The organism is Desulfobacter curvatus DSM 3379, from assembly GCF_000373985.1.
Taxonomy (GTDB): domain Bacteria; phylum Desulfobacterota; class Desulfobacteria; order Desulfobacterales; family Desulfobacteraceae; genus Desulfobacter; species Desulfobacter curvatus.
Genome location: NZ_KB892935.1, coordinates 21,353 through 39,549, shown reverse-complemented (window position 1 = coordinate 39,549; position 18,197 = coordinate 21,353). Strand labels below are relative to the sequence as shown.

The 18,197-nt window shown below is 47.7% G+C and carries 14 protein-coding genes; 7 read left to right on the top strand and 7 right to left on the bottom strand.

Annotation, left to right across the window (positions count from 1 at the left end):
• Positions 1 to 288 precede the first annotated feature (288 nt).
• Positions 289 to 1,437, top strand: a complete 1,149-nt coding sequence (locus tag B147_RS0104415; RefSeq protein ID WP_157237769.1) for a M48 family metalloprotease — start codon at positions 289 to 291, stop codon at positions 1,435 to 1,437.
• 115 nt (positions 1,438 to 1,552) lie between these two features.
• Here the strand turns inward: B147_RS0104415 and B147_RS0104410 are convergent, their stop codons facing one another.
• Positions 1,553 to 3,262 carry a glycosyl hydrolase family 28-related protein gene (locus B147_RS0104410; RefSeq protein WP_245568923.1) on the bottom strand — a complete coding sequence of 570 codons (1,710 nt, stop codon included), beginning with the start codon at positions 3,260 to 3,262 and terminating at the stop codon, positions 1,553 to 1,555.
• A gap of 332 nt (positions 3,263 to 3,594) precedes the next feature.
• Here B147_RS0104410 and B147_RS0104405 point away from each other — a divergent pair, with 332 nt between their 5' ends.
• The 5 genes from B147_RS0104405 to B147_RS0104385 all read left to right on the top strand — a co-directional run bounded on the left by B147_RS0104405 (position 3,595) and on the right by B147_RS0104385 (position 10,946).
• Positions 3,595 to 5,049 (top strand): MBOAT family O-acyltransferase, encoded by a 1,455-nt coding sequence (locus B147_RS0104405; protein ID WP_020586032.1) that lies wholly within the window; start codon positions 3,595 to 3,597, stop codon positions 5,047 to 5,049.
• Between the two features lie 13 nt (positions 5,050 to 5,062).
• The gene (locus B147_RS0104400) at positions 5,063 to 5,977 is read left to right on the top strand and encodes a hypothetical protein (protein ID WP_020586031.1); all 915 of its coding nucleotides are present in this window, start codon (positions 5,063 to 5,065) and stop codon (positions 5,975 to 5,977) included.
• Positions 5,978 to 6,098: 121 nt separating this feature from the next.
• Positions 6,099 to 8,243, top strand: a complete 2,145-nt coding sequence (locus tag B147_RS30025) for an EAL domain-containing protein (protein WP_020586030.1) — start codon at positions 6,099 to 6,101, stop codon at positions 8,241 to 8,243.
• A complete protein-coding gene (locus B147_RS30020) occupies positions 8,234 to 9,967 on the top strand; it encodes a GNAT family N-acetyltransferase (protein ID WP_020586029.1) in 1,734 nt (577 codons plus the stop codon). Before B147_RS30025 ends, B147_RS30020 begins: the two co-directional genes overlap by 10 nt.
• An 88-nt stretch (positions 9,968 to 10,055) precedes the next feature.
• Positions 10,056 to 10,946 (top strand): protein phosphatase 2C domain-containing protein, encoded by an 891-nt coding sequence (locus B147_RS0104385; RefSeq protein ID WP_020586028.1) that lies wholly within the window; start codon positions 10,056 to 10,058, stop codon positions 10,944 to 10,946.
• 19 nt (positions 10,947 to 10,965) lie between these two features.
• Here B147_RS0104385 and B147_RS0104380 read toward each other — a convergent pair whose 3' ends face one another.
• Entirely contained in the window at positions 10,966 to 11,829 is an 864-nt protein-coding gene (locus B147_RS0104380) for a polysaccharide deacetylase family protein (protein ID WP_020586027.1), read from the bottom strand.
• Positions 11,830 to 11,933: 104 nt separating this feature from the next.
• On the opposite strand from B147_RS0104380, the gene B147_RS0104375 reads away from it, so the two are divergent.
• On the top strand, positions 11,934 to 12,353 hold the full coding sequence (locus tag B147_RS0104375) for an OsmC family protein (RefSeq protein WP_020586026.1): 420 nt from the start codon (positions 11,934 to 11,936) through the stop codon (positions 12,351 to 12,353).
• Between the two features lie 378 nt (positions 12,354 to 12,731).
• On the opposite strand, the gene B147_RS30015 is transcribed toward B147_RS0104375, so the two are convergent.
• The 5 genes from B147_RS30015 to dsrB form a co-directional block, all read right to left on the bottom strand.
• The gene (locus tag B147_RS30015; protein WP_020586025.1) at positions 12,732 to 14,702 is read right to left on the bottom strand and encodes a cytochrome c peroxidase; all 1,971 of its coding nucleotides are present in this window, start codon (positions 14,700 to 14,702) and stop codon (positions 12,732 to 12,734) included.
• Between the two features lie 299 nt (positions 14,703 to 15,001).
• Complete coding sequence (locus tag B147_RS0104355; RefSeq protein ID WP_020586022.1) at positions 15,002 to 15,187, bottom strand: hypothetical protein; 186 nt, start codon at positions 15,185 to 15,187, stop codon at positions 15,002 to 15,004.
• A gap of 28 nt (positions 15,188 to 15,215) precedes the next feature.
• Positions 15,216 to 16,664: a cobyrinic acid a,c-diamide synthase CobB gene (locus B147_RS0104350; protein WP_026259511.1), complete on the bottom strand. Its 1,449-nt coding sequence runs from the start codon at positions 16,662 to 16,664 to the stop codon at positions 15,216 to 15,218.
• A gap of 19 nt (positions 16,665 to 16,683) precedes the next feature.
• Complete coding sequence (locus tag B147_RS0104345) at positions 16,684 to 16,944, bottom strand: dissimilatory sulfite reductase D family protein (RefSeq protein WP_020586020.1); 261 nt, start codon at positions 16,942 to 16,944, stop codon at positions 16,684 to 16,686.
• 99 nt (positions 16,945 to 17,043) lie between these two features.
• Positions 17,044 to 18,192 carry a dissimilatory-type sulfite reductase subunit beta gene (gene dsrB, locus B147_RS0104340; RefSeq protein WP_020586019.1) on the bottom strand — a complete coding sequence of 383 codons (1,149 nt, stop codon included), beginning with the start codon at positions 18,190 to 18,192 and terminating at the stop codon, positions 17,044 to 17,046.
• Positions 18,193 to 18,197 lie beyond the last annotated feature (5 nt).

The window sequence follows — 18,197 nt, the reverse complement described above, 5'->3', positions numbered from 1 at the left end:
AGAACGAATCCTGGCAGTTCTCATCGGATGCTTTCTTATTTTTCTCGGCTACCGCCTTTTTTTGGAAATCCCGGCCAAGGAAGACAGTGAAGGGAAATTTACATTACCCGGAGGCACGGCTATTCATCTGACACGGGTTGGCCCGGGGGTATTCTTTTCCCTTTTCGGAACAGCCATCGTTATTTTTTCTTTCGTAAAACCGGTTAACTACAATATAGATGCGAAGACATTCTTTGGAATTACGAAAATGCAATCTTCCCCAAACTCACATACAATGAACAAAAAAAATTGCGTAACGTGATGATTCTTTTCCCCTTGCGGGGTGCTCACCCTAACGATATTTTCGGATTTTATGCTGATCCGGCCCATTACAGAATAATTATTCCGATTCTTTCTGTTCGTTTTTTTTCCGACATCGCACTGGCCCAGGCCTGGCTCGTGAAAAATAATTACAACATTTCGACGGTCTATCAGTATATCGGTTATCTGAAATATAAAATGGGCTCTTTGTCAAAACTTCCCCGCCCTCTGGACGCGTTGGGCATTCCGGCAGATGCCAAGGACGATCCTTTGGTTGCCGATCTATACACCAAGACACTAACCACTGCGATGCTGTTTCTTCTTTGCCATGAGTTGGCCCATGTCTATTACCAGCATCCCACCTATGGCACAATTTCGCCGGCAGAAGCCCAAAATAACGAAGCCCAGGCGGACCGTTTTTCCATTGAGCTCATGCGCCGTATAGGAGTTATTCCTGTTGGGGCCGGATTCTGGTTCACCGGTGTTGTCCGTTGGCAGAGAAACAGGTGGGATTGCGGATCGCAACAAGCATGGGAGGAGTATATCAAAGATTCCACCCATCCCCTTACACTTCATCGAATTAAAAGCCTGGCTGATCTTTTAGAGGAAAAGGCAGACTCTTTTGCCCGTTCTCAGCCAAACAGTCATACCGGGGTTACGATGATCCGTTCCATGGCAAATGACCTGACAGGGGTTGCAAAAATTTTGGAAGATAGAGGTATCCAACAGCTGATAAAGACTGAAGGGCTAAGCACTGAACCGCATATGCTTGCTCCGCGATATACAGCGACCTATGTGGCTCAACCGGAAACGCTTCCGGCAGACTATCAAGATATTCCTTTCAACGGCAGTTATAGAGGACAATTTACCTCATTTTCAACTGCGGGCGGCATTGATATCACTATTGTCTTTCACAGGGATGGCCGGAAAGTTACCGGCACATACACCTATGCGACTTCAAGAGGAAAAATTGATGGATTCGTTCAAGGCAAAACATTGACCTTCAGGTGGTTCGAACGAGGTGATAGTGGTAAGGGTAAATTTTATGCTGACGACGCCGGAAAATCCTTCACCGGCACTTGGGGAAATATGAGTTCATGTGAGAATGGCGGTACTTGGAACGGAAGAAGAGAATAGGCGTCAGCAAGCTTTTGTCGATGTAAAGGGATCCAAAGGGGTCAACCTCATCCTGATCAGACAGATGTGGTTTACAAACCGCAGACCAAATCTAATCAACCCCAACCCGTCCCATTTACTGCAATACTTTTTTTTGCAGTTCATAAAGGGAAGGAATAGCCATATCCGGACGGTTTAATCCCTCCACTGTCATCCACCGGGTGTGACGGTCTTCGGTTGATCCGGCCAGGGTGACGGGGCGGTTGCCTCTCCTATGGATACCAATATAAAACGCCTGGGGATAGTGTTCATACATGGTTGCAGGCATTTTGGATGAGGTGCTCACAAAATCATAGGTTTGCACAAAGGAATCTTTTGCATAGTCGCCGTAGCCGGTGATCTTTGCGGGAGCCTCTATATTCCAGAAAACATTTCTTACGCCGGCATGGGGCATCACGCTCAGATCGCCACCCGGGCAGACATAGAAGCCCTTCATTTTTTCAAATAGATTTTCAAAAGGGAAGATACCGTGAAAATCCATGGCCGTGTCCGTGCCTGAATGCAGATTTCTGCCTTCATAATGCGTCGTGCAGTTTGTGATAACGTTTCCTGATGCCGTCATTGTCAGCGTCACCGGATGCACCAACCGGGCATGGAACTCGACGTTTTTGACCAGGTTGTCGTTTCCCCAGCCGATGGTGACACCGGCATGTCCTTCCTGCCCTGTAAATGTAAGGTTCTTCAGGGCCCACTGGGCCGACCGGCTGAGGATAATGCCCTGGGTCATGTCGGCAAAGGTCACATCTTGCACCCATCCGTTCACAGCACTGCTGATCCAAATGCCACCCCAAAGATAGTCCTGCTCCTTGGCGGTTCGAATAATTTTTCCATCCGCATCCTGAAACGGTTTATGGTGCCGGTACCCGCCGGGCCATGCACTTTCGAATCGCAGGTGTTCGATGCCGATCTCTTGAATGCCGTTGAAAGAAAAAATTTTAGGGGTGTAGCCTAGGGGTTGATCAAACCTTGCCGGACGGGTCAGGCGGATGGTATGGGCATCAATAATCTTTTCAATACCTGCTATCCAGGAAAGCTTTTTGACCGCAGGTCCAAACGTGTCTTTCTGGACAGGGCCGAGCGTGAAAGGTGTGGTCAGTTGCACAGGGATATCCGCTTTATGTGGTGCCGGATGTGTGGGATCGATGAGGGGATCACTGCATACGATAGTCACGATCTGCCCTTCAGAAAATTTTCCGGTATCGGTCACCGGGATATCTGTTTGTCCCCGGACCACGTCTTGTGTAAAAGCGGCCAATTCATTGCTATCCTCAGCGCCGAGGACGGCTAAAGCCGTATGATGCCGGGCTTCTATCCGGGCTGAAACGGTTCCCAGACGCCGGACCGGCCCCTCTTCTCCCGGCGCACCCATGAAAAGGGTGGTTCCGTTTCTACCCGAGCCCTGGCCCCGCAAAACGATACGATCAGAACGGATTTGAAGATAAGGGGAGGCTTTTGTCTGATGAATGTCGTATCGGCCTTTGGGCAAAAATACAACACCGCCCCCGGCCGCGGCCGCAGCATCAATAGCCGCCTGGATCGCCAACGTGTCTTCTTTGCCGTCATCCGGAGCAGCTCCGAACCGCACATGGGTGACATTGAACACCGGACTTTCTATTTCGGGTATCGGTTGTTCCCCCATACCATACCCAGCCCTTGAAAAATCCGGAAGGCGGGTGCCTGTGGGACCATTCCTGACAAAATCCTTCCACACGGCAGGCGTCCATTTTTTTGCTGTTTCATCTACGCAAGCAAAGCCTTTTTTTTCTCCGGATATTCGTTTTTCCATTTCTGCCTGATAGCATCCGGTCGATAAAAAATAAGACAAAATAAAAATGAGCATTCCGTTTAAAATCAATCCATAATTTAAATTTTTCAGAATTTGCATTGTGCGGGTCGCCTTTCCAGGTAGGTAGCGGTTATACGGGGCATTAAGGTGAATCATATCGGTATGTGGATATGGTTGTCAATTTTACAATTGACTCAGTCGATGAGACTCTTTATAGTCCACCAGTGTAAGTACAAAGAAGCTGATGGTTTCAATGTTGCTGAAAAACAAAGAAAACATCCTGCCCGGCCCTACATTGACCACTTGAACCCAATCCCCGTTACGGACCGACCATGCTATTCAACTCCTTCCAATTCGCTATTTTTTTCCCTGTTTTAATCGGGCTCTACTATTTCATTCCCCATCGGCACAGATGGCTTTTGCTTCTAATATCGAGCTATTTTTTTTATTCCTTTGCAAAAATCGAATACATTTTTCTTCTCATGGGATCGACCCTGGTCAATTATACCCTGGGGCTCCTCATGTCCGGCACCCCGAAAAAAAGAAGAAAACCTTATATGTGGGCCGGTGTTTTCTTAAACATCGGGACCCTATTTTTATTCAAATATTTCAACTTTTTCAGCAGATCAACCACCAGTGTGTTTGCGGCCCTGAATATCCACCAGGATGTTCCCATGTTTGAATTGCTCCTTCCGGTAGGCATCTCCTTTTATACGTTCCAGAGCCTGGGCTATATTCTGGATGTTTACAACGGCAAGGTTCCGGCGGAGCGTAGACTCAACATTTTCGCACTGTTCACGGCATTCTTTCCCCCGTTGCTTTCAGGTCCAATCAACCGGGCCCGGGATCTGATGCCCCAATTCAAACAACCCCACCCTTTTGATTATCAAAACGTCACCCAGGGGTTGCGGCTCATACTCTGGGGGCTTGTCAAAAAAATGGTCATTGCCGACCATCTTGCTGTGTATGTCAACCGGGTTTACAACCATGCGGGGGATTATCAGGGCATTGCGCTCATTATCGCCACCCTGTTCTATACCGTCCAGATCTACTGCGATTTTTCAGGGTATACGGATATGGCCCGGGGCAGCGCTCAGGTTTTGGGATATGACCTGATGGAAAACTTCAGGCATCCCTATTTTTCAAAATCCCTTCACGAATTCTGGCAACGCTGGCATATCTCCCTGTCCACCTGGTTTCGGGATTATGTATATATTCCATTGGGCGGAAACCAGGTGACAAAATGGCGTTGGCGGTACAATATTTTTATTACCTTTCTAGTCAGCGGGTTGTGGCATGGGGCGAACTGGACATTTGTGGTCTGGGGCGCGTTGCATGGATTTATACTGATTTTGGAGAACGCAACGCGCCATTTCCAGAGGCGACTGGCGGACAGGTTGTTTCCGGGCAAGGCATCCATGCTGAATCAAGGGATACAGGTGGCGATCACGATGTGTATGGTGTCGTTTGCCTGGATATTTTTCCGGGCCAATTCGGTCTCGGACGCATTCTCCATAATCCGTAAAATGTGCTTAATTGGTATTGAAGGATTTGGGTTAAAACAGGCCGGAATCGATATTGTGGGCATCCCTCAATTTATTTTTCTGCTTTTTATGATTGTGTTGCTTTTTGGGGTGGAAATGTGGGAACGGCGGGGATGGGTCCAGGAACAGGTGGAAAATCTTCCCCTCACGGCCCGCTGGGCCATCTATACCGTCGCATGCTGGTCTGTATTGATTTCGGGGATATTTGGCGTAAAACAGGAATTCATTTACTTTCAATTCTAAGTAGAAGCAAAAGATGAACGGAAAACTTTTTATTATAAAATTAGTTATCTTTGGGATTTTGAATCTTTTTATTCTCACAGTGCTTCTCTATTGTTTTTCAGGGCGGCACCGGGATATTCGTCTTTCATATGCCCAAAGCGAGTCAAACCTGCTGGTAACTGAAGAAAACGAACATTATCCGGTCGTCTTTCTGGGAACCTCAAGGGGCCGCGTGCTTTCCCGGGATGGTAACCATGAAATGGTGGAAAAAATCCTGGGCAGGAAGGTGGCCAACCTGTCCAAAGGGGGCGGCGGCGGCCTGATGCCCATGGATGTTCATCTCTCTTTTTTCCTGAATCAGGGCAATACGGCAGATCATGTTATTTACCTGGTGGATCCGTTTGTTTTCTATTCTTCCATTAACAATGAAAACAACGACTTCTTTCTCAGGGATGAGCCGTTCGAGCTGTTTATTTTCTTTAAGCTCATTAAGGACCGTTATCCCTTAAACCGGCTCTCTTCCTACCTTCAAAAAATTGCGGTCACGGACTGGGAAAAAATCTCCCGCTACGCAGCCCCCGGACTGACAAACGGCACGCTTAAAGCAATCGATGAAAAAAAAATGGAAAAGGCGAGAAAACATTATCTGAAAAAGTATGACCAAAACAGTTTTATCGCCTACGGCCATGTGGTTGATGACATTAATCAGGTGGTCAAAATGCATGGAGCCACCATCACCTATGTCATGCTCCCATTGTTAATGCCCGATTTCCCCGGCCTGTCTGAGGTAGATGCGTTCCTGCGGAAAACTGCAGATCGTGAAACGGGGGTGTCTTACATCAATTGTGCATCGTGCATGCAGGATAAGAAATTTTATTACGACCATATGCACTTTAATAAAACAGGCATTGAATACTTTTTAACGACATATATCCGTTCCATATTATAGTAGAAGAAGACAAAAGTGCCGCCATCAGGCCATGGTTGCATAAAAATTGTATGCCAACCACTCCCAATCATGGTAATCATACAGATTAAAAACAATCTTCTGTATCCATGAGGAGCGACAGTTGAAAGTTGTAAACGAATTTAAAAAATCGTTTAACCGCAAGCTTATATCAATATTTCTATTCATATTAATCATCGCGACATCCCTCATAGGCATTTCAAGTTATCAAATTGCTAAAAAGGCGCTCACCGAAAAAGGCAAGGTAGTTCTCAAAAACAGCGTTATCCAGGCATTGGCCTTGATTCATTCGGAATATGAAAAAGTTGAGGCGGGATTAACCAATAAAGCAGATGCACAGGAGACGATTAAGACGTTTTTACTTGGCCCTGTAACGGCAGACGGTACAAGAGAATCACATGGAAATATTGATTTAAGTGAACATGGATATTTTATCATCTACGATAAAAAAGGCTTTGAAGTCCTGCATCCCACCCTGGAGGGGCAAAACGTATGGGACGTAACCGACTTTAATGACGCTGAACATTATATTGTCAGGGAAAAGATAGCACTTGCACTCAATGGCGGCGGGTACACCTATTATGCCTGGCGTTTTCCTCACTCCGACAAAATCGGCAGAAAAATTTCCTATGTTGGTTATAACCCTGACTGGGAATGGATTGTTGTCTCAACGGCATATGAGTTGGACTTCGTCAATGAAGCAACCGAAATTCTTTATACGATAGTAATAGTAACCGTTATACTGCTGATTCTCACCGGTTATGTCGGTACGACATATATCAAATCAGCAACGAAACCCGTACTTGATATTGCCCGCGGCATGAAAAAAGTAACCAAAGGCCGCTATCAGTCAATCCATCCCGGCAATCATAATGATGAAACCAGAATATTGATTGACGGTTACAACACCATGATTGCCTGCCTTGAAAAGGCCGAACATAAAATCACCCTCAAGAATAACCGTTTAACCTATCTAGCCTACAACGATGATGTTACACAGCTTCCCAACCGGAACGGTTTCAAAGAATACGTTGAGCAAAGGCTGAACAATGGATGCAAATTCGGTTATCTGGCCCAACTGGACATCATAGGGCTAAAACTCATTAATTTGACCTTGGGGTATGAGCAGGGCGACAAGGTATTGGGACTTTTGGGTGAATACCTGCGCCAATGTAAAGAAGACAATAGTTATCCGGCGCGTACCGCCAGTAATGAGTTTTCGATCTGGATAGAAGACGTTGAGCAACAACGTATCCATACACTACTGAAGAAGATCAGAGATAAAAGTCAACAATACGTTATAGAGAACGGTTACAATCAGATGCTTGATATATACCTCGCCCTGACCGTGTACGACGGTCAGAAAAAATCCTTTGAGACGTTATACGAAGAGACAACAACCGCAATGCGGACAGCCAAAGAAAAAAAGAGATTATCAATAACACTGTTTGAAGAATCAATGAAAAAGCGGGTGGAAAACGAACTTGCCATGCGCCGGCATCTGGGCAAGGCCATTTCAGAAAAAGAGATCATTCCCTACTATCAGGAGAAGGTTGATTTCGCCATTGGAAAAGTTGTGGGTGTGGAAGCGTTGGCAAGATGGATTTCCGGTGAAATGGGATTTGTACCGCCTAATGTGTTTATTCCGTACATCAATCAGCTTAATCTGATCACTGAATTTACCGACTATATGGTTGACAAAGTGTTGGGTGACTATCAGGCTTTGGTCATGAAATACGATTCAAACCTGACGATATCAATTAATATCTCACCCCTATGTTTCATGGAAAAAGATTTTACCGGCAAAATTGAGCGGGCCATAAATAAGTATAACATACCACCACACAAATTAATCCTTGAAATCACGGAAGATATTTTTATTGCCGACTACAAGGCTATTAATAAAATTATAACAAGACTTCGCGAACTGTTTGTCAAAGTTTCCATAGATGATTTTGGGACGGGCTACTCTTCTTTAAATTATCTGATAAACATTCAACCTGATGAAATCAAGATTGATAAAAGTTTTGTGGACCAGATCCTGCACGATGACAAAGCTTTTTACATGTTCCATACCTTATGTAATATTGCTGAAAACTTTGGTTATTCCATAGTGGCTGAAGGGGTTGAAAATAAAAAACAGCTTGAAAAGATCAGCACCACGCCACTTAGAATAATTCAGGGCTATCTGTTTTCAAAGCCGGAGCCGCTGCGTCCCCATGGAGAAAGCCCCAGGCCATGCAGTTAAAGATAATAGACCATCCCTTTGAATGGGATCGCTTTGTGATGCAGCACCCTGGTGCCGCCTTTACCCACCTCTTTGGCTGGCGCAGGGTGATCGCGCCGGTATACCGACACAAGCCGGTTTACCTGGCTGCGGTGGAAAAGGGTAGAATAGTAGCCCTGGTTCCCCTGTTCCGATTCAGCCGGCTTTTTTATCCGCCTGAATGGATCTCCGTCCCCTTTTTCGACCATGCAGGTATTCTGGCAAAAAATCCAAAGGCCGGGCAATTTCTCCTGGAAAAGGCTTGGGACACGCTGGGTTGCCGAAACAGCGCCGGGTTGAGCATCCGGCAGAATATGAATTTTGACGCATCCGAGCTGACCCTCCAGGGCCGCCGTCCACAAATTTTCACCGAAAAGACCGGGCTGACCATCGCCCTGGCTCCTAATCCCCACCGGATGATGGCGACCTTTCCCGCCAAACTCAGAAGCCAGATCAATAAAGGAATAAAAAACGGACTGACCTGGGATATTGGCGGACCTAAGCTTCTGCCGGCATTTTATAAGGTCTTTGCACAAAACATGAGGGACCTGGGCTCCCCTGTCCATGCCCTCTATTTTTTTAAAACCATATTCTCGGTCTTCCCGGGCCGGGCATTCATCTGTGTGATCTATCACAGGGGGATGCCGGCGGCTGCAAGTTTCGTTTTCCGGTTTAAAAACAGACTGGTCAATCCCTGGGCATCATCCCTCAAGGAGTTCAGGTCCCTGAACACCAATATGCTGCTGTACTGGCAGATGATCCGGTTGGCCTGCGGCCTGAACCTTGACATTTTTGACATGGGCAGATCCTCCAAAGGCGCCTCCACCTTTCGGTTTAAACAACAATGGGGGCCAAAACAGGCGGCTCAAATTATTCAGCAAGGTAGTGAATACCTGGAGGTAGCCCTCCATGGGGTGGGGCATGAATTTTGGGACCGAGGCCAAATGTTTCGCAGCGAATTCCACGATCCTAATGGCAAAATGCGCCCTCAGGATCTGGTCAAAAAACATCTGGAATATTTTTTCAGGCTCATGGAGGCATTCAGCCTGGCCCAGGCGCCCCGAATTTTTATCCCCCCGGCCCTGCACCACGGCTTCGGCAAAGGGGTAAAAGGCTTCCAGGCAATTGCCCGATCCTTTGGTATCCGGTACATCCCCCTGGTCTTCTCCCGGGCAGACTGCCGTATGTCCCCCCAGTTCAAAGGGCTTGGCTGGGAAGAAGGCGTCCTGCTCATGGAAAGGGGGGTATCTCAAACCCGGTGGAACCATGTTGCGGCACCGCCTGAGTTCAGCTTCAACTCCCCCATCCTTGCGTTGCACTGGGCCAATATTATCCATCCCGATCCCGGCAGAAACATGGATGTCATCCATGCCTGGGCCTATTTTATAAAAAAGAGGGCCAGGGAAAACCAGGTGGTTCTTTCCAGGGATATATCGGCCTGCCTGACCCAGTATCTCAATGCCACCCAGTCCAGGATACAAGCCAAGAAAAAAAAGATCGTGGTCTCTTTAGACTGGATCGACAAAGTTCCGGCAAAGGCCCTGTCAGACACCCTGTTTTTTTCCCTGGACTTGCCCAAGGGCGTAGCACTTCGACTGTCCGGAGCAAAGAAAAAAGACCCACGCAACCAGGATGAAGCCAGGTTCATTAAAACCGGGATGCCAAAAGCAGGAAAAATCGTTTTTGAATACCACCAGCCATCCTAAAAAAATGTATATAGAATATCTATATATTTTCTGGTTTGGATTAATATTATCTTTTTGACAGACAATTTCCTGTTTTTATAATTACCCGATGGAAATAAAACAGTATCCAAAAATTGAGATCCGGACCATCCTTGAAAAGGGAACCGCCGTTCAAAACGAAGACTTCTTGATAATCCAGGACAATATCCTCGGGGTCTTTGACGGGGCAACCAGCCTGAACAGCCAAAAATTCGGCCAAAACCGGACCGGGGGCACCATTGCCTCCCGCACGGCCGGTGCAGTATTTAAAAAGAACCATTTCCCGCTTAACCAGCTGGCCTGCCAGGCCAACGATGCGATTATGGCGCAAATGATTTCCAACGGGGTCGACACCTCAAGAAAGGAAAATCTCTGGTGCACCAGTGCGGCGGTTGTACGCCTCAAGGAACAGTCCCTGGAATGGATACAGAGCGGAGATGCCGTAATCATTCTTATCTATGAGGACGGCAGCCACAGGGTTCTGGTGGACCGGGAAGACCATGACCATGAGACCCTCACACTGTGGAAGGAACTGGTCCGTACCCACCTGCCCGGAGCCGGAAAGGCATCCCCAAAAGAAAGCCGGCAGACAGACCAGCAACAGGTCATTGATCTCATGCGCGGCAAACTGGCTGATCAGATCCGCAAGGTCCGTTCAGGCATGAACATTACATATGGGGTGCTCAACGGAGAAAAAGCGGCGGAAGCATTCCTAAATCAGGGAGAAGAGCCCCTGGACCGGGTGGCCCATGTCCTGCTCTTTACCGACGGTCTGTCCATCCCCCAGCCTGAACCGGAACCGCACAAAAATTTCACCGATCTTGTCAGGACATACCTCAATTTAGGCCTGGAAGGGTTGAAACAGATGATCCGCAGCCAGGAGAAAAAAGATCCCCATTGCCTGATCTGCCCCCGATTCAAGTGCCATGACGATATTGCAGCCATTGCCGTCCGGTTCTAAGAAATAATCCCCCCAGGAATTACTTTTCAGGGAACATGCGAGACCCAATTCTCTCCGTCCCCTTTTCCATGACCGCCTGCCCGATCAGTTCCGACAACGGCACCACAGAAAGCTTTTGGATTTCAAGTCCATCCAGTACGCGCTCTATTTCGGTCAAAAACGAGTAAAGCACTGTGTTATCCGTTACTTTAGAATTTTCAGCCCAGGGCTTTGAATCGTGGAGCAAAATGATATCACCGGGCCGCACCCGGCCCAGAATTTTTGAAGCGATCCCGGATATCCTGCGGTTTCCTCTGTCCCTGGCCCGGCGGGAAAAAGTCACGGCAGTCAACCCCAGTTCAGACAGAACAGGTCCCAATTTCGGATTTGTAATGCCTGCAGGAGGCCTGAAAACCAGGGGCCGGATGCCGTGGACCGCAAGAATATCCTGGGTTTTAATGATCTCCTCTTTGAGCTGCCGGCTGGATTTGAGCATAATCAAGGGATCGTGTGAATAGGTATGGTTGCCGATGGTGTGACCCTGCCCCAAAATCCGGGCAATGAGATCCGGATGACGGCGGGCATTTTCCCCTGTGACAAAAAACGTGGCCGGCACCTGGTGAGATTTAAGGAGATCCAGAACCAAAGGGGTTGTCACCTTGTCCGGACCGTCGTCAAAGGAGAGAGCGACACAACTAACCTGACGCGGTCCCCGGCATATAACAGGCAAAAAAAAACCGTAATCCGTTACAAAAGGCGCCGCCAGACAGATCAAAACAAATCCTGCCAGGGGGAAAATACTCCATACCGGCCCCCACAGAACGAAAAAGGAACCTGCCAGAATAAAGGCGGCAATCCCTGTTTTTTCCCCTGTGCTCAATGAACTTTTTGCAGGTATTTTCACTTGAACAGTCCCAGAATAATCTTTTCAACAGCCCACTGACTATGAGACTATAGCAGGCAACATACCATAGATCCAGAACCCCCAACAAAAAGGAAGCAAAGCCCATGAAAATATCAGGCAGAAAAACCGGGAAACTGGCTTTTGAGATTAAGCAGGACCGCTACACTTATACCCTTGATGCCCCTGAGAGTGCCGGCGGTGAAGGCAAAGGGCCATCGCCCAAAGGCCTTCTTTTAAGCGGCCTGATCGGGTGCACCGGCATTGATGTGGCCATGATTCTGGGCAAAATGCGGGTGGATATCCAGGATATGGAAATTACGGCAGAAACCGAACTGACGGACCAAGAGCCCTCGGTATTCAAGGAAATCACCCTGTCTTACCACATCACCGGCAATGAAAAAGATGCAAAAAAAATTAAACGGGCCGTGTCCCTGTCCATGGAAACCTACTGCGGCGTTTCTGCCATGCTGGAAAAAAACAGTCCCATTATCCCTAAAATCTACCTGAACGGTAACGAGATTTAAAACACATGGATAAAACAGTCTTTAAAGTAAAAGCATTTTAATTGTAAATCCTGATTTTGGTCCCAGGATTAGATTGACAACGGTTCTTACCGACGCTTATTTTAAACCGGATTCACCGATTAAAAACAGATGCGGAAAATGTCATTTATGTAAATCACTGCAGCGCCCAACTTAAGGGCGTCGTGAAAAATCTTTCGCCTACAATGTTATGGCGCTTGACCAGACGCTCGGCATATTACATGCTTGCTTTCCAGATACCATGTCTTGTAGGCGAAAAATTTTACTTAGCCATTGATTGGCCTTTTTACAGGCTCATCAACAAATTTGGGAATATTCCAGTGTCACCGTAAATTACCAATCCTATTTGCGGCACTTTATCTATTTATCTTTTGCCCTGGCAGCCATGATCGGTTGAAACGGGCCGTATTTATGTTGTTCCTGGGAAAACTCATCCGGGTACGGTGGATAGGGACAATCCACAGGTTTTTTACTCAGGTCGGGATAGTCTTTTTCCAGGTTCGCCATCTGGGGACGGGGCATTGAATTAACGTAAGCCGCAACATCATAAGCGTCCTCTCTGGAGAGCACCGTATGATTCCATTCCGTACCCAGCGGCATATTGGATTGCAGGAAAGGCGCAAGTGTCAAAAGGCGGTTGGCCCCGGCACCATTGTTGTAACTCCTCCCATCTCCCCATACAGCGGGTGTAATATAGGACCCGGCATCTGCTCCCGATCTGTCGGTCGCCACAAAACCGGCTCCGTTGCTACCATGGCATGACTGACAAAACACTTCATAACGCATGCCCCCTGTTTCCAGATCGGCCATGCGGGCAGGGGGGGTGAACGGTGAGTTTCCCAACACCGCTTTTTCCTTGGGAGTACTGGCAGAGAGCCAGTCCAGATAAGCAATGATGGCGTTCATCTCCCGGCTGTCCTCAGGCAATGGATTCCCGTTCATGCTGCGCTGAAAGCAACCATTAACCCGCTTTTTTAGCCCCTGCACTTTGTTCTCCCGGCCGCGATATTTTGGATAGGCCTTGGACACGCCGACCCATGACAAACCATAGTTTTTTGTTCCTTCTTCCTGATGGCAATTTGTGCACGACAGGTTGTTGCCAACGTAATACTTACCGGTATCACCTGTATTGCGGCCGAGCATACGAAAGGTGTCGGTCACCAGGGCATAGCCATATTTTACCAGTTCGCCCTGTTCATCATCGGTAATGGTCGCCATATCCGGCGCGGCCGGTCCTTTAATCGTTTCGGCGGCCTTGGGCAGGTCGGCCCGGGTGATTGTTTCATCGGCCAGTGTGGTCAAAAAACGAATCAAACGATCGTTTTCCTCTTTAGTAAGTTGCCGGTTCAATTGAAGGTTACCCATCAGGTCCACCGCCTCGGCAATGGTCTCAACCCCTCCGTCATGAAAGTAAGGCGCGGTAAGCGTGGTATTTCTGAGCATGGGCACCTTAAATACATAAAGATCGTTTTCGTTTTTGGTCACATCGTAACGGCCTTTGTCCGCATCATTTGGATATTCATCGAAAATACCTACTTTCTGGAACATGGCACCACCGATTACCGGGCCGCTATGGCACTGGATGCAGCCCACATCCATGAATATCCGCATGCCTTCTTTTTCCCGCTGAGTCAGCGCATCCGCTTCACCCGCAATAAACCGGTCGACCCGGCCGCGAGAAATCAGCGTCCGCTCGAAGGCGGCGACGGCTTCACTGAAATTGTCGTAGGTCAACGGATCCTCCTGGCCGGGAAACGCAATGCCGAATTCGTTCATGTACCCGGCCGCTTTCAAACGTTTGACAACCTTTTCCGGGCTCGGCATTCCCATTTCAACGGGATTAAGTACAGGACCTTTGGCTTGATCTGCCAGATCCGGTGACCGGCCATCCCAAAACTGGGCAATTTGAAATCCGGCATTCAATGTCGATGGATCGTTCCGCGTCCCGTTTTTTCCCAACGCGCCCAAACCGGTCTTTCGGTTATCGGCCCCAGCGCCCTTATTATCAATGGGATGGCAATCGTTACAGGACTGGGTCCTGTTTATGGAGATGGCCTCCTCAAAATAAAGTTTTTCCCCCAACGCCACCTTTGCAGGGGTATCGTTTTCACTGCCGGGCATCTGTTCGGGTAGTTCACCGATAAGATATCTTGCCTGCATGAGCAATATACCATCCGGCGTTCCCGGTTCTGCCCTCAACATAGTGTGCTGCGTCTTAACGACGGCCGTGGTTTTTGGTCCGTTATGCATGGTTTGACAGCCAATGGCCGCCAGAGCAAGGGCCGCCCCCCCCAACATCAAATAAACCAATTTTACATTTAGCATTTTCATGTTGCAGTTTCTCCTTTCATCATTAGGTATTCCACTTTAGGTGCAGTGATCATTTTTTTAATCAATTGAAATAGCTGTTGCCCAATTGAGGCTGATTTCATATGACAGAAACCAGTTCATTGAAATTACGGAAAAGTAAAACAAAAGTTGAACATGAACTTTTCAATGATGATAGGGCAGAAATTTTCTATTTGTCAAGAAAAGCATGAAAAATCATAGAAAAGAAATAAAAAGAGATATTCGCACGAACCAATGCGTTAATGTTGGTGTAAAGCCGTTTGTTATCTACCCTATGTGGATTACATGGATAAAAGATACGCCCTATGAATCCAATTGTCTCCTTCCTCTTCGCTAAGATCCTGAAGGCTGTCGCGTTGCATACAGATGAATTCCATGGAATACTGTCTTATATAATCGTCAGCGTCGAGTCCTTTTTCGTTGCTGAGCTTTTTGAAAATCATAATTTGAATACGGTTTAATTTCATTTGATAGTGTCATTTAATGGGTGATGGGTTATGAACAAGAGGTTTTAAAACGCCTGGCTTTTTCAATCAGAGAAGGAGCCCAACTGGTGGAACCAAGGGCATGGATGTGGGTGTAGGTGCCAAAGGTATTGTCTCTGAAAAATCCATCCTTTTTTTCAAGAATCCCTTTTCCGCGGGTCATTTTAAAGGCCATGGCAGTATCATCATAATCAATGGAAATCACCTTGGAGTACCTGAATTCATGGCCGCGCAGCAATTCTCCTTTGGCATAGAAAGGATTTTCATTGACCACCTCAACTTCGGTGTATCCATGGCCCTGGGGCCGTTTGGAAAGTCCAAACCGCAAGGGCAAAATTCCGGTCATGGGGTAAACGGTACCATCAAGACAAATGCTCTCACCAAGGAATATCAGGCCGCCGCATTCGGCGTAAATGGGCAGGCCTTTTCGGGACAGGCCTTTTAAACTATCCCTAAACGCCTGATTGGCAGACAGCTGGGCTGCATGGGTTTCGGGAAAGCCGCCGCCCATGTAAATGGCGTCAACTTCCGGGATTTCGGACTGGGATAGTGGGCTGATGAATTTAATCCGGGCACCCAGATTTTCCAGGGCTTCAATATTATCAGGATAATAGAACTGAAATGCCGAATCCCTGACAACACCTATGGTAACAGGGGCAATATCCGCTGCAGGATTTGGGTTTTCTGTCGTATTAATTTCCGGAACAGCTAGCCCTTGCTGCCGGGCGTTATCAATAATCGGCATGCCCTGCCCCGCACACGAAGTAACCAACCGGAACAATTTATCAATATCAATATTGTCCAGGGCCACCTGCTTGGCCCGGGCCAAAGAAAGATCACTTTCGCCATGTTCTTCGGAAGTGACAAGCCCCATATGACGTTCTGGAAAATCTTCCTGCTTGAGCTTTGGCAGTGCGCCGAGAACCGGGATATCGCAAAACCGCTCGATATTTGCCCGTACTTTTCCCTCATGGCGTTTTCCGGCCAGACGATTGAGGATGACACCACAAATATTGATATCCGAATCAAACTGCATGCAGCCCATGAGTACAGCGGCCATGGTCCTGGTGGATTTTGTGCAGTCCAGCACCAATACCACCGGCAGACCCAGCAGTTTGGCAAGTTCACTTGTGGAGGTAGTCCCATCCATGTCAATACCGTCGTAAAGGCCGCGGTTGCCCTCGACCATGGCAATATCACAGGATTGGGAATGGGTAAGATAAGAGGATTGTACGACAGACTGAGCGCACAGATAGGTATCGAGATTATAGCAGGGGCGGCCGGCTGCCCGTGATAGCCAGCCGGCGTCAATATAGTCAGGACCCTTTTTAAAGGGGGCCACTCTTATATTTCGGGCTCTCCATGCGGCAGTTATCCCGAGGGATATTATTGTTTTGCCTGAACCACCCCTGAGTCCGGCAATGACAACTCCAGGGACTTTTTCCCTACTGACGATCATGAATTAAGCTGCAATTTTTTTAATTTTCACCCTCGGAGGAATGCTGGATACCGGCACCCTTAAGACCATACATGGTAGTTGATCCGGAGGACCAGAATTCAAGGACCTCCTCTTCTACCATTTTATTAACAACTTTTTTAATTTCCCGAGGTTTGTCATCAGGAAAAATTTTGTAAAAATCTTTAATGTAAAATTTGGTTTTGGTACCGGCTTTTTTTTGTAGCCAATCAACAACCGCTTTCGTGGCTGCTTCCTTATCATTCAAAAGATCGCTTGCCATGTTAGACTCCTTTCGGTTGAAAGGGATGAACCGGAGAACAAAATGCACCCCGGTTCATCCAATATTAAATAATGCTTAAATCCTTAAATTGGTTTCTAACTAGAATTTAAACTGAGCGGACTGACGCCAGCTCATGTAAGCCTGCTGACGGAAATCGTCAATCAGATGGTGGGTGAAGTCAAGTTCACAAGCAGAAAAGAATTTCTCCCATCCAATTCTCTCGGCCCAGTCACCCAGACGTTCGTATTTGTTGGCGCCGTTTGAGTAGGCGTTAACAATCTTTTTGATGGCGTCGGTCATGGACGGCCAGCGGGGCATTTCGTTGGGCAGGAAGGCCACAACAACCTTGGAGAATTTCGGATCGGAGATACGGTTGGACACTTTACCACCGGCCATGAGAACAATACCGTCACCTTCGGTGTCGGCAAGGGGCATGGAGGGGCACATGGTGTAGCAGTTACCACAGTACATGCAGCGTTCTTGTTTTACGTCTACTGATTTTACTTCAGTGCCGTTAGGCAAGGTAGTTTTAGCCGGTTTGATGGCTGCGGTGGGGCAGGCAGCAACGGCCAGCGGAATTTCGCAAACCTTGTCCAGGTATTCATGGTCAAGCATTGGCGGTTTTCTGTGGTAACCCAGGATAGCGATATCAGAGCAGTGAACAGCACCGCACATGTTCAGGCAGCAAGCCATGGAAACACGAAGCTGAGCCGGCAGTCTCATCTGCTGGAAATCGTCAAACAGGGCATCCATGGTAACCTTTACGGTACCGGAAGCATCGGTAGCAGGGGTATGGCAGTGAATCCAGCCCTGGGTGTGAACGATATTGGTTACGCCGGCACCGGTTCCGCCGATGGGGAATTTATTTGAACCACCGGGGAACTTCCTGGAAGCCAGATCGTTTTTCAGGGGTTCTACTTTGTCTTTGGAGTCAACCATGAACTCAATGTTGTTACGGGTGGTGAAACGTACATATCCGTCACAATGTTTGTCTGCAATGTCACAGATTTCATTGATGTGTGTGGTGGACATCAGGCGGCAACCGCCGACCCTTACGGTGTATACTTCATCTCCGGAATCGGCAACATGAACCAGTACGCCGGGCTCCAGGATTTCATGATGAGACCATTTGCCTTTATTGTTGGCGATAACAGGAGGATAAAATTCGTTATAGTCTTTAGGACCGATGTCGGTGATTCTGTTTTCCATCGGTTTTTCGGGATTATACCCTGTAGAAATAAATGCCATTATAT